The organism is Streptomyces sp. T12 (genome assembly GCF_028736035.1).
Classification (GTDB): domain Bacteria; phylum Actinomycetota; class Actinomycetes; order Streptomycetales; family Streptomycetaceae; genus Streptomyces.
The window spans coordinates 3,734,899-3,748,426 of sequence record NZ_CP117866.1; the positions used below are offsets into that span (position 1 = coordinate 3,734,899).

The 13,528-nt window shown below is 68.8% G+C and carries 7 protein-coding genes; 6 read left to right on the forward strand and 1 reads right to left on the reverse strand.

The features are described from left to right. Positions 1-86 precede the first annotated feature (86 nt). From PBV52_RS16615 to PBV52_RS16635, 5 genes are all read left to right on the forward strand, one after another. A complete protein-coding gene (locus tag PBV52_RS16615; protein WP_274239151.1) occupies positions 87-1,703 on the forward strand; it encodes a carboxyl transferase domain-containing protein in 1,617 nt (538 codons plus the stop codon). A 50-nt stretch (positions 1,704-1,753) separates the two neighbouring features. Continuing rightward, on the forward strand, positions 1,754-3,697 hold the full coding sequence (locus PBV52_RS16620) for an acetyl/propionyl/methylcrotonyl-CoA carboxylase subunit alpha (RefSeq protein ID WP_274249420.1): 1,944 nt from the start codon (positions 1,754-1,756) through the stop codon (positions 3,695-3,697). Then, positions 3,694-4,635, forward strand: a complete 942-nt coding sequence (locus tag PBV52_RS16625) for a hydroxymethylglutaryl-CoA lyase (protein ID WP_274239152.1) — start codon at positions 3,694-3,696, stop codon at positions 4,633-4,635. Before PBV52_RS16620 ends, PBV52_RS16625 begins: the two co-directional genes overlap by 4 nt. A gap of 6 nt (positions 4,636-4,641) precedes the next feature. Next, the gene (locus PBV52_RS16630; protein WP_274239153.1) at positions 4,642-5,802 is read left to right on the forward strand and encodes an acyl-CoA dehydrogenase family protein; all 1,161 of its coding nucleotides are present in this window, start codon (positions 4,642-4,644) and stop codon (positions 5,800-5,802) included. Positions 5,803-6,258: 456 nt separating this feature from the next. Further along, on the forward strand, positions 6,259-6,462 hold the full coding sequence (locus PBV52_RS16635; protein ID WP_373921876.1) for a hypothetical protein: 204 nt from the start codon (positions 6,259-6,261) through the stop codon (positions 6,460-6,462). 584 nt (positions 6,463-7,046) lie between these two features. On the opposite strand, the gene PBV52_RS16640 is transcribed toward PBV52_RS16635, so the two are convergent. After that, positions 7,047-13,274, reverse strand: a complete 6,228-nt coding sequence (locus PBV52_RS16640) for a polymorphic toxin-type HINT domain-containing protein (RefSeq protein ID WP_274239154.1) — start codon at positions 13,272-13,274, stop codon at positions 7,047-7,049. Between PBV52_RS16640 and PBV52_RS16645 the strand changes: the two genes are divergently transcribed. After that, on the forward strand, positions 13,267-13,422 hold the full coding sequence (locus tag PBV52_RS16645) for a hypothetical protein (protein ID WP_274239155.1): 156 nt from the start codon (positions 13,267-13,269) through the stop codon (positions 13,420-13,422). The two genes, PBV52_RS16640 and PBV52_RS16645, sit on opposite strands and share 8 nt — an antisense overlap. Positions 13,423-13,528: the final 106 nt, after the last annotated feature.

Sequence of the window (13,528 nt, forward strand, 5' to 3'; positions counted from 1 at the left end):
CTAGACAGGGAGGTTAGCGGTCGTTAACCTGAAGGAAATGCGTTAACGCTCATTAACTGGTGGACCACTGGTGAGGGGACCGCAGGATGCACGAGGCACCGGAGCTTGTGAGCGCGGCAGATCCCGCGTCTCAGGCCTGGCGGGCCAACGAGGAGGCCCATCGGGCGCTGGTGGAGGAGCTGCGCGGCAAGCTCGCCGCCGCCCGGCTGGGAGGCGGCGAGAAGGCACGCGCCCGGCACACCGCGCGCGGCAAGCTGCTGCCGCGCGACCGGGTGGACACCCTCCTCGACCCCGGCTCGCCCTTCCTGGAGCTCGCTCCCCTCGCCGCCGACGGGATGTACGACGGGCAGGCCCCGGCCGCCGGTGTCATCGCCGGGATCGGGCGGGTCAGCGGGCGCGAGTGCGTGATCGTCGCCAACGACGCCACGGTCAAGGGCGGGACGTACTACCCGATGACCGTGAAGAAGCACCTGCGCGCGCAGGAGGTGGCCCTGGAGAACCGCCTGCCGTGCCTCTACCTCGTCGACTCCGGTGGCGCCTTCCTGCCCATGCAGGACGAGGTCTTCCCGGACCGGGAGCACTTCGGGCGGATCTTCTACAACCAGGCCCGGATGTCCGGCGCCGGGATCCCGCAGATCGCGGCCGTCCTCGGGTCGTGCACGGCCGGAGGCGCCTACGTGCCCGCCATGAGCGACGAGGCCGTCATCGTCCGCGACCAGGGCACGATCTTCCTCGGCGGCCCCCCGCTGGTGAAGGCCGCCACCGGTGAGGTCGTCACGGCGGAGGAGCTCGGCGGCGGTGACGTCCACGCGCGCGTGTCCGGCGTGACCGACCATCTCGCCGAGGACGACGCCCACGCCCTGCGGATCGTGCGGAACATCGTCGCCACGCTCCCCGCGCGCGGGACCCTCCCCTGGGAGGTCACCCCCGCCACCGAACCGAAGGTCGACCCCTACGGCCTCTACGGCGCGGTCCCGGTCGACTCCCGCACCCCCTACGACGTACGCGAGATCATCGCGCGCGTGGTCGACGGCTCCCGTTTCGCGGAGTTCAAGGCCGAGTTCGGGCAGACCCTCGTCACCGGCTTCGCCCGCATCCACGGCCACCCGGTCGGCATCGTCGCCAACAACGGCATCCTGTTCTCCGAGTCCGCCCAGAAGGGCGCCCACTTCATCGAGCTGTGCGACCAGCGCGGGATCCCGCTGGTCTTCCTGCAGAACATCTCCGGGTTCATGGTCGGCAAGGACTACGAGGCCGGTGGCATCGCCAAGCACGGCGCCAAGATGGTGACGGCGGTGGCGTGCACGCGCGTGCCGAAGCTGACGGTGGTGGTCGGCGGGTCGTACGGCGCCGGGAACTACTCCATGTGCGGGCGCGCGTACTCGCCCCGCTTCCTGTGGATGTGGCCGGGCGCCAAGATCTCCGTCATGGGCGGCGAGCAGGCCGCCTCCGTCCTCGCGACCGTCAAGCGGGACCAGTTGGAGGCGCGGGGCGAGGACTGGCCGGCTGAGGACGAGGAGTCCTTCAAGGCGCCCATCCGGGAGCAGTACGAGCGCCAGGGGAACGCCTACTACGCGACGGCCCGCCTCTGGGACGACGGCGTGATCGACCCGCTGGAGACCCGTCAGGTGCTGGGCCTCGCCCTGACCGCCTGTGCCAACGCGCCCCTGGGTGAGCCCCAGTTCGGCGTCTTCCGGATGTGAGGGGGACTGTGACGATGACGATGCCGACGACAACGACGACGACGCAGACCATGTTCGACACGGTCCTCGTGGCCAACCGGGGCGAGATCGCCGTCCGCGTGATCCGTACGCTCCGCTCACTGGGCGTGCGCTCGGTGGCCGTCTTCTCCGACGCGGACGCCGACGCGCGGCATGTGCGGGAGGCCGACACCGCCGTACGGCTCGGGCCGGCGCCGGCCGCCGAGAGCTATCTGTCCGTGGAGCGGCTGCTGGAGGCGGCGGCCCGCACCGGCGCCCAGGCCGTCCACCCGGGATACGGCTTCCTCGCGGAGAACGCCGGCTTCGCGCGCGCGTGCGCCGACGCCGGGCTCGTCTTCATCGGGCCGCCCGCCGACGCCATCTCCCTGATGGGCGACAAGATCCGGGCCAAGGAGACGGTGAGGGCCGCCGGGGTGCCGGTCGTCCCGGGCTCCAGTGGCAGCGGGCTCACCGACGGCCAACTCGCCGACGCCGCCCGCGAGATCGGCATGCCGGTGCTGCTCAAGCCCTCCGCCGGTGGTGGCGGCAAGGGCATGCGGCTGGTGCGGGACGCGGCCGTGCTGGGCGACGAGATCGCCGCCGCCCGCCGTGAGGCCCGCGCCTCCTTCGGCGACGACACGCTCCTCGTCGAGCGGTGGGTCGACCGGCCCCGGCACATCGAGATCCAGGTGCTGGCGGACGGTCACGGCAATGTCGTCCATCTCGGCGAGCGCGAGTGCTCCCTCCAGCGCCGGCACCAGAAGATCATCGAGGAGGCGCCGTCCGTCCTGCTGGACGAGAGCACGCGCGCGTCGATGGGCGAGGCGGCCGTCCAGGCGGCACGGTCCTGCGGCTACCGGGGCGCGGGCACGGTGGAGTTCATCGTGCCGGGCGGCGACCCGTCCTCGTACTACTTCATGGAGATGAACACCCGCCTCCAGGTGGAGCACCCGGTCACCGAGCTGATCACGGGGCTGGACCTGGTGGAGTGGCAGCTGCGGGTGGCGGCGGGCGAGCAGCTGCCGTACCGGCAGGACGACATCACGCTCACCGGGCACGCGGTCGAGGCCCGCATCTGCGCCGAGGACCCCGCGCGGGGGTTCCTGCCGTCGGGCGGCACGGTGTTGCGGCTGCACGAACCCCAGGGCGACGGCATCCGCACCGACTCCGGGCTCAGCGAGGGCACCGAGGTCGGCAGCCTGTACGACCCGATGCTGTCCAAGGTGATCGCGTACGGCCCCGACCGCGCCACCGCGCTCCGCAAGCTCCGGGCGGCTCTCGCGGAGACGGTCACGCTGGGCGTGCAGACGAACGCCGGGTTCCTGCGGCGGCTGCTCGCGCATCCGGCGGTCGTCGCGGGCGAGTTGGACACGGGGCTGGTCGAGCGCGTGGTGGACGACCTGGTCTCCACCGAGGTACCGGACGAGGTGTACGAGGCCGCCGCGGCCGTACGCCTGGACGCGCTGCGGCCGAAGGGCGACGGCTGGACGGACCCGTTCTCGGTGCCGAGCGGGTGGCGGCTGGGCGGCGAGCCCAGGCCCGTCGGCTTCCCTCTGCGGATCACCGACCCCGTGGAGTACGTCCCGCGCGGCGCCCACACCGTCACGGACGACCGTGTGGCCGTCACCCTCGACGGCGTCCGCCACACCTTCCACCGCGCCGCCCTGCCGGACGGCACCTGGCTGGGCCGCGACGGCGACGCCTGGCACGTACGCGACCACGATCCGGTGGCCGCCTCGCTCACCGGTTCCGCACACGCGGGCGCCGACTCGCTCACCGCGCCCATGCCGGGGACCGTGACGGTGGTGAAGGTAGCCGTCGGGGACGAAGTGGCCGCCGGACAGAGCCTGCTGGTCGTCGAGGCGATGAAGATGGAGCACGTCATCTCCGCCCCGCACGCCGGCACGGTCGCCGAACTGGACGTCACGCCCGGCACGACGGTCGCCATGGACCAGGTCCTGGCGGTCGTCGCACCTCACGAGGAGGCGGCGGAATGACAGTCGAGGGTCTTCCCATGGCCGTGCCGGCACCGGGTCTGCCCGCCCGCGTCCGCATCCACGAGGTCGGCGCGCGCGACGGCCTGCAGAACGAGAAGTCGACCGTGCCGACCGAGGTCAAGGCGGAGTTCGTCCGCCGCCTCGCCGACGCGGGGCTGACGACCATCGAGGCCACCAGCTTCGTCCACCCCAAGTGGGTGCCCCAACTCGCGGACGCCGAGCAGCTGTTCCCGCTCGTCGCCGACCTGCCGGTGGACCTGCCGGTCCTCGTGCCGAACGAACGCGGCCTGGATCGGGCCCTGTCGCTGCACGCGACCCGGGTCGCCGTCTTCGCCAGCGCCACCGAGTCCTTCGCGAAGGCCAACCTCAACCGCACGGTTGACGAGGCGCTGGCCATGTTCGAGCCGGTGGTGACGAAGGCGAAGGCGGCGGACCTCCACGTCCGCGGTTATCTCTCGATGTGCTTCGGCGACCCGTGGGAGGGGGCCGTCCCGGTACCCCAGGTCGTCCGGGTCTGCCGGGCGCTGGTCGACATGGGCTGCGACGAGCTGAGTCTCGGCGACACGATCGGGGTCGCGACCCCGGGGCACGTGACAGCGCTTCTGGCGGCGCTGGAGGAAGCCCGCATCCCAGCGGCAGCTGTGGGCGTCCACTTCCACGACACCTACGGCCAGGCACTGGCCAACACCTACGCCGCCCTCCAACACGGCGTCACCACGGTGGACGCCTCCGCGGGCGGCCTCGGCGGCTGCCCGTATGCCAAGTCCGCCACCGGCAACCTCGCCACCGAAGACCTCGTGTGGATGCTGCGGGGCCTCGGCATCGACACCGGAGTCGACCTCGACCGCCTCGTCGCCACGAGCGCGTGGATGGCCGAACAACTGGGCCGACCCAGCCCGTCCCGCACCGTCCGAGCCCTCTCCCACAAGGAGCAGTGAACAACCATGGACCACCGTCTCTCCCCCGAACTGGAGGAACTCCGCCGCACGGTGGAGGCGTTCGCCCACGATGTCGTGGCGCCCAAGATCGGCGACTTCTACGAGCGTCACGAGTTCCCGTACGAGATCGTGCGGGAGATGGGCCGCATGGGCCTGTTCGGCCTGCCGTTCCCGGAGGAGTACGGCGGCATGGGCGGCGACTACCTGGCGCTGGGCATCGCGCTGGAGGAGCTGGCCCGGGTGGACTCCTCGGTCGCCATCACCCTCGAAGCGGGCGTCTCGCTCGGCGCGATGCCGATCCATCTCTTCGGCACGGAGGAGCAGAAGCGGGAGTGGCTGCCGCGCCTGTGCTCCGGCGAGATCCTGGGCGCCTTCGGCCTCACCGAGCCGGACGGCGGCAGCGACGCGGGTGCGACCCGGACGACGGCCCGGCTCGACCCGGCGACCGACGAATGGGTGATCAACGGCACCAAGTGCTTCATCACCAACTCCGGCACGGACATCACGGGTCTGGTCACGGTGACGGCGGTGACCGGCCGCAAGCCGGACGGCAAGCCGCTCATCTCATCGATCATCGTCCCGTCCGGCACCCCCGGCTTCACGGTCGCGGCCCCATACTCCAAGGTCGGCTGGAACGCCTCCGACACCCGCGAGCTGTCCTTCGCGGACGTCCGCGTCCCGGCGGCCAACCTCCTGGGCGAAGAGGGCCGCGGCTACGCCCAGTTCCTGCGCATCCTGGACGAGGGCCGCATCGCCATCGCGGCACTGGGGACGGGCCTCGCGCAGGGCTGCGTCGACGAGTCGGTGAGGTACGCCAAGGAGCGCCACGCCTTCGGCCGCCCCATCGGCGCCAACCAGGCCATCCAGTTCAAGATCGCCGACATGGAGATGAAGGCCCACACGGCCCGCCTGGCCTGGCGCGACGCGGCGAGCCGCCTGGTCGCCGGCGAACCCTTCAAGAAGGAGGCGGCGCTGGCGAAGCTGTACTCGTCGACGATCGCGGTGGACAACGCCCGCGACGCGACGCAGATCCACGGCGGGTACGGCTTCATGAACGAGTACCCGGTCGCCCGCATGTGGCGGGACTCCAAGATCCTGGAGATCGGCGAGGGCACGAGCGAGGTGCAGCGGATGCTGATCGCGCGGGAGTTGGGGCTGGCGGGCTGAGCACGCTCGTGCCGGCGGGCTGGACGGCACCTGGGGCTTACGCGCCCTGGGTGCCCTCCTCGTCAGCATCCTCGGTGCAGTCGCCAGCGGAGGCGGCTCCGGGCGGACGGTGCTGAACGAGGATGTGTCGAGATCGAAGTCGAACGGCGCGGGGATGTGCACGGGATTCCCGAACGGGACGGTGGTCCGGGACCGGTAGCCCCTGGGGGACGGGTGCCAGAAGGCGGTGACCTCCTGGAGTTGCATGTCGAGCACCAGTTACATGGGCACGACCCGCCCATAGGTGTCCAGCTTGTCGAGCCAGTCGGCGTCCTTGGTCGAGTCGGACGTCAGCTCGACGACGAGAGAGGCGGCGCCGTCGGCATGCCGTTTCTGCATCCTCGACCGGGCCGAACTCCGACGCATCCGCTTCCACGACCTTCGGCACTCAACCGCCACCTGCTCCTGGAACAGGGCATGGAACTCGACTTGATCAAGGAACTCCTCGGCCATGCCCACGTCGGCGCCACCGCCTACGCCCACGTCCGACTCCGCCTCCGCCTCCGCCTCCAGCCCGACGCCATCGACCTCCTCGGCCACTCTCTCCGCAACCCCGCCGAGATCAACGGCGAACCCGCCGACGGCGACGTCCCACCCCTCTGCGCCGCAGCAGTCCGCTGACGCTGCCGTCAACTACTGTCGCCAGACACGGCAGAAGCCCCGCCAAGACACACCTGACGAGGCTTCACTTTGCAGTGGGGAATGACACAGGAAGGTCAATGCCCCCAGCGGAACGCCGACCTCATGCCACGTGCGAGAAACTGGCGAGATCCACGGACAGAGCCTCACCAGTTCCTTCAAGCGTCAAGAAGCCACTTTCCCCTCTTCCTGCAACAAGATCTGCACCTTTGACGGAAATTGCGGATCATCCACCATTACCGAGCAGATCGCCGAGCCACGGAACCCCACAAACTGCATTCGGACGTAGTCGTTCGGGTCGTGCAGTACGAGCCATCCAGACTGACATGGGAGTGACGACTCGAAGAGGTTCGCAGGAAGCACCACAGGAGGAGTCGACTTCCATACCTCGCATTCGACAGGACCGTCAACACTGGCCTGAACGCCGAAGATGAGTGAACTTCCCTCCTGATACCAGCTGCTCGACGCCGGATCCCAGTCGCTGACGTCATCCTCACTTCCCGCATCTCGCAAGATCAGGCATCCGTGCTCAATTTTTGCCAGGAATGCAACTACAGGGCGATTAGCTACCATTCCTTCTTGCTCTTTTCTTGTGAAAGTTGTGAGACGACCCCACCCTGTCTCCTGGCGCAGGGCAGACAGTGAGGATACGCCGTCTGAGGAGATCCGGGAGCGACGAGACTAGACGGCGGCTGGTGATCTGGGATCCAGTCCCCGTCCTTGGTGCCAGGAGTCGTGGCATCGCAGGTGTGGCAGCCGTGCGCATTTCCTGATTCATTGACCAGATCTCGAACGCCATCTGCTTCAATGTCACCGTTCTCCAGGGCTACCCCCTCTCGGGCATTCGGGCCAGCACCCAGCGTCAGATCGCACTTCTGACCCGGCGTTGCATTGTGAACGAGTACCGGGGTCTCACCAGCCAGCGCATAGTACGCGTGGATCCCCGTGACCGTCAGATCATGCGTGCGCTGCCGCTTGTCGAAGTGACGGTTGGCCGTGACCTCCGCCGTGTCGCCCGACGGGGTGCGCAGCTTCATGCCGGGCTTCAGGTCGCCGGCCTTGATCCATGCCTGCTCGGACTCGCCCCAGAAGGGATGGGTCGTCGTGGCGATCAGTGCCTGCTTCTTGCCCGAAGTGGTCTTCACCGTGAGGTCGGAGAAATGCTTGTCGTCCTCGGTGACAATGGTGCCCGCGACCTCACGGATCGTCGCCTTGCCGGTCTTCAGGTCGGTCGTGACGACCTTGTCGCCGAGCTTCACTTTCTCGATGGGCTTGGTACCGCCGCCCGCCAGCAGGACCTTCGTGCCGGGCAAGAAGCTGTGGCACTCCGGTTCCTCGGTCTTTTTCCTCTTCTTGAGGGCCTCCGCCGCCTTCTTTCTGGCGTCCGCCAGCTTGTCCGCGGCCTTGGAGAGACCGGCGCTCGCCCTGCCGACCGCCTTGTTGGCCTTCCACAGGTCCTTGGCCCCGCCGATCAGATCTCCGACCAGGCCGGTCACCCGCTTGGCGAGCTTGAGGCCCTTGGCCCAGTTCCACGGCGCGCCGTACTTGGCGAGGATCTTGCCCGCCAGCCCGCCCGCGAAGCTGCCGGCGATGTTGAGCACGGTCTCGCCGCAGGCACCGACGTCACCACTGGAGATGCAGTCCAGGGCCGCGTCCACGCCCAGGATGTCCCGGACGATCTTGACCAGGGCCTTGCCCGCGGACTTGATCCGCTGCTTGGCGGAGGACTGCTGCTGCTGCGCCCCCGCCAGATTCGCGGACGCCACGCTGTAATCGGACTGCGCCTGGGTGACCTTCGGGTCGGTGGTGGTGCTGGTGACCGGCTTGCCCCCACGGCACTCGATCACACCATAGTTGCAGTCCGCGAGGATCATGCCGCTGGGATCGGCGTGCGTGACCGGCGAGTTGTTCGCATACGCGTAGCCGTTGATCTGCTGTGGCTGCGTGTACTCGATGACCGGGTCGACCGAGATGAACTTGCCGATCACCGGGTCGTACTCGCGCGCCCCTAGGTGGGTCAGGCCGGTCGATGCGTCGATGGTGCCGCCGACGTAGCCCTTCTCCCCGGGCCAGGTGCCGGACTTCTCGCCGCGGTCGACGCCGTAAGGGTCGAAGCGGCGCTGGCTGATCGCGCCGGTCGCGGCATCGATCGCCACCTCGCCCGTGCCGTGGTGGTCCGAGGCGACGTAGGACAGCTTGGCCGCGGTACGGACCGCGACGGTCTGGCCGGCGAAGTCGTAGTAGCGGGTGGCCTCCTTCTTGGTGCCGTCGGCCGACAGCTTCAGCTCCGTGCCGGGCAGGTAGACGGTGGTACCGGTCGGGTCCTTGCGGACGAGCCGGTTGCCGGAGCCGTCGTAGAGGTAGCTCGTCTTCGAGCCGTTCGCCTCGGTGACCTCGTTGACCTTGCCGGTGTCGGTCCAGGTCAGCGACTGGGCGTCGCCGCCGATGATGCGCTTGGTGGTGTTGCCCGCGTCGTCGTACTCGTACGTCGACTGCTTGCCGCCGGTCGGGGTCGTCTCGGTGACCTTGGTGAGCTGGTGCGGGCCGTCGCCCAGGGCGCCCGCGGTGCCGTATTCGTAGCTGCGGGTGATGTTCTTCGCAGTGTCGAGCCCGGTGTCGTGCACCGTCTCCGTGGTGCGGTTGCCGAGGGCGTCGGTCCCGTACGACTTCCAGTACGGGGCCGGGCCGCCGAGCGAGCTCGATCCGGGCGCCGCGTCACAGGCGGTAGGTCCTGTGCCGTCCACCGGGGTGGTGGAGCCACGGGTGCCCGTGCCGCCCGCCGTCGTCGCCATGGCCGACGGGGTCCAGGCTTCTGCCAGGCGCTGGCGGCTGTCGTACGCGAAGCACTGCACGTCCGGCGAGGCCGAGTTCGCGGTGTCCGCGATGGACAGGACGTTGCCCGCCTGGTCGTAGGAGTACTTGGAGTCCTTCGCCGGTGCAGTGGCGCCGTAGACGTCGACCACCGAGCGGGTCAGCCGGTCGGTGCCCGTCTCGTAGCTGAAAGTCTGCCAGACCTTCTTACCGCTGCCCGAATACAGTTCCAGCTGCTGGAGTTGGCTGTTGCGCGAGTAGACGGTGTTCGTGACGTACGACGTGGAGCCCGTCATCGTCGTGGGACGCTGCAGGGCGTCGTACGTGTAGGTCAGCGCTTCCGCCGGCAGGTCACCGATAGCGGGCAGGCCGGAGCTCTGGACGGTGCCGTCACGGTTGTACGTGGTGCTGAAGACGTAGGTGCCCGCCAGGGAGCCCTGCGACGCCGGGACCTGGTACGCCGTCTTCAGGGGGCGGTAGAACTCGTCCATCGACTGGACGGCGGTGGCGAAATACTCCGTCGGCGAGACGTAGTTCAGGTAGCCGTAGGCCTGGCCGAGCCAGCCCGCCTTGTCATACTTCGTCTCCGACAGCTTCGTGCCAGTGGTGGGTTCGCCCTGCCAGGTCGTCACCACGCGGCTGAGCTTGTCGTAGACCGTGGAGATCTTCTTGTTGCGCCCGTCGTACGTGGCGACCGGCCGGTCCAGCTCGTCGTACTCGGTGCGCGAGGTACCTGCGTCCGGGTCGACCGACGTGGTCTTGCGCCCCAGCTGGTCGTACCCGTTACGCCAGATGTTGCCCTCGGCGTCGGTGACCGTCTCCAGTAGACCGCGCGTGTTGTACGTGTACTTGGTCGAGTCGTACGGCACACCCGCACCCGGCGCGGAGCCCCGGTAGTAGCGGATCTCCGAGACGCTGCCCTGGCCGTCGGTGACCGTGGTCGTGGGCACGCCGCCGGCCGGCGGGTCGACGTGGGTCAGCTCGCCGTCGTAGGTGGTCGTCGTGCGCCACTGCTCGGTGCCGCTGACCGCGAAGATCTGGGCTGTGGTGCGGCCCAGTCCGTCGTACTCCAGCAGGTTCTGCGCGCCGACCTGGCTGTTGCTGACGGGCAACAGTTCGTCGGAGGGGGCGCCGGCCGCGTTGTACGTCGAGTTGGTCTTCTTGAGGTTGCCGGTGCCGTCGTAGAACGTGTCGGCGACCATGCTCGTGCCGTCCGGGCCCTCGGTCTGGATCTGCCGGGGGCGCAGCAGGCTGTCGTAGAGCTGGTACTCGGCACCGTAGGAACCGTCGTTCTCGATCTTCTCGGTTTTGATCGAGGTGACCTTGTCCTTGCGGACGTTGTACGAGTACTTGATGCTCGGCGTCTGGGTCTTCACCCGGTCCGCGAGCCACACCGAGGTCAGACGGCCAAGGGCGTCGTAGGCGAGGTCCGTCCGCTTGCCGTTCGGGTCGGTCTGGCCGGCCGACATACCCCAGGCGGGGGCGTAGTCGGTGGTGGTGACGTGGCCGAGGGCGTTGGTGACGGTGGTCTTCGTCAGCAGGCCGTTGGTCTCGGTGTAGGCGGTCTTCGTCTCGTCCGTCGTGCCGTACTGCTTGGCGTCCTTCTGGGACAGCGGGCGACCGTACGAGTCGTAGGTCGTCGTACCCGTGACCTGGTACGTCGGCGCTGTGCCGCTGTGGGACGTCAGGCGCTCGGTCTTGGTCGCGTCACCCTTGGTGGGGGCCGCGTCGTAGGCGCCGCCGTCGTAGGACGTGCGCTCGTCCGCCAGGACCTGCGTCTTGTAGTCCGGGGTGTCGGAGCACTTCACCGCCACCGATTCGCTGCGGGAGGGCAGCGACAGGATGTTCTGCGTTGCGTTGTCCGCATACCAGGTGCGGGTGCAGGAGTCATCCTTGGTGGTGGAGACGTCGCCGAGGTCCTCGACATGGGTGACTCGGCCGCCCTTGGCGGTGTCGTATGTCGTGGTGGACTTCGTCTCCCGCCAGGTGCCGTCGGACTTCAGCTGGAAGCCGCGGCCGGTCTGTGCGCGCACGATCGCCGCGCGGGTGGTGCCCCAACTGCGGGTCTGGGTGGCGGTGTAGTGCCGGAACGGAGTCGCGATGGTCTTGGAGACCAGCTTGCCGCCGTCGTACGTCGCCGCTTCCAGCTGGTGGCCGGTGAACTCCTCGTCGTCGTCGTACGTAGCACCCGTGGAGTCCTTGACTGTCACCGAGCGGGTGCCGCCGGCCGGGTTCGCGTCGCCGTTCATGCCCTGCATGAAGGTGTAGTCGATGCGGGTGGTCTGCTTGTCGGCGGTGCCGCTGGTGACGGTGACCTTGCCGTAGCCCTGCCAGCCACCCCAGGTGAGGTACTTGGCATCGGTGATGCCGTCCGGCTTCGCCTTACGCCAGGCCGCGTCGCCCTGGTAGTCGTAGCGGGTGACCATGCCGTCGCTGCCGCCAGTGCGGTCGGTCTCGATGACCGACGACACGACGTACTTGTGGAACCAGTCCGTGATCGGCTCCAGGTATCCCGGCGGGGCCCACTTAACCGGGTAGCAGCGCTTGGTGGACTCCCCCGGCTGGGGCAGGGCCGCCTTGGTGCAGTCGGTCGGCGCGTAGTTCACGTCGAGCTGGGCGCCGGTCTCGCTGAGGACCACCGACAGGCGGAAGCGATGGAACGGCGCGATGTTGTCGCCGATCGCATCGACGCGGTTGGCGAGCTGCTCGCCGATGAGGTCGACGGAGGGGAGCTTCACAGCAGTTCCGGCGCGGCCCTCATGCTCGATCTTCGAGAGCCACAGCGTCTTGGAGTCGTCGCCGTTGTCGGTGAACAGGTGCGTCAGGGTCCAGGCGTCCACGTCCTGGTAGTTCGTGGCGTCCTTGCGCATCTGCGTGACGATCGACGTCAGGCGCTTGGTGGTCCAGAACGTCTGGACCGGCGAGGTGCACTTGGTGCCCGACTTGCACTCCTGGTCGACCGGGACGTCCGGCCAGTGGGAGGCGTTCGCCTTGATGCGCTTGCTCTCCGCGCAGTCGAAGTCGGCGGTGGGCAGGCAGCGCTCGGCGGTGTTGAAGACGATGCGGGCCGGGGCCTTGGCCGCGTAGACCTTGTTGTCCTGCTGGCCGTAGTCGATGCGCTTCAGCCAGCCGCCGCGGTGGTACGCGGTGCCGTTGACGTCTGTCTTCCCGTTCAGCGCGTAGTAGTTGGTCTCGCGCTCGTAGAAGTAGGACATCACGTTGCCGTGGGTGTCCTTGACGTAGTCCAGGCTCCAGCGCCAGGCCTGCTGGCAGTGGGCGCTGGTGAAGGTGGCGTTGTAGCAGGGCTCGCCGGAGTTGTCACCGAAGACCGGGGCGGTCCAGACGGAGTTGGTCTCCTCGTTGCCCGTGGCCCAGCCCGGCAGGCGGTTCAGGCCGAAGTAGTACTCGGTGCCGTCGGCTGTGGTGATCTTCCAGTGCTCGCCCTTGTCGGTGGCGCTGCCGTCGTCGCCGTTGGTGGCGCCGGTCAGTCGCTCCACCTTGGAGGCGTCGTCGGACGACAGGTGCCACTTGTCGGTGGTGTCGTCCTTGACCAGCTCGCCGGCCGAGCCGTTGAGCATGACGGTGGCGTTCTCGAACGCCCAGCACTGCTCACCGGAGCTGCCGTGGCCGTCCTCGGAGCAGGGCTTGTAGCGGCGCTCGATGTAGCCGGGGTCGTAGGAGAAGCCCTCACCGATCCAGGAGCCCTGGTTGTTGGTGGCCGAGGTACGGCCGTCCGCCGACTGGGAGGAGTAGCCGAGACCCACGGTGGGGACCAGGCCGCCCGGGGTCGGGACGGAGCGCAGCGGGTAGTTCCAGTTGAACGCGCCGGAGGAGGTGGCGACGTTCCAGCTGGCCGACGGGGACAGAGCGGTCGCCTTGTAGGTGCCCTGAGCGCTGGACGGGCCCGCCGCCACCGCCAGGAGCGAGGTCGACTCGCCCGCCATCGTGGAGACGCCCTCGGTGGAGGCCGGGGCGGTGGTCACGTCGGCCGAGACGGTGCCCGCCCGTACGTTGTTCACCGTCGGCAGCACCTTCGGCTGCTGCGGGCACTTCTTGCTGCCGGGGATCGCGTACGAGGCGCACGCGGGCAGCTGGACCAGGCGCAGCCGGGAGGCGTACGAGCCGCCGTAGCCCTCGGCGAAGTCGGAGTAGTCGACGGTCAGGCGGACCTTGGCGGCCTTGTTGCCGTCGTCGGTCCGCTCAACACCGAGGAGGACGTCGGCGCCGAGCTTCGCGG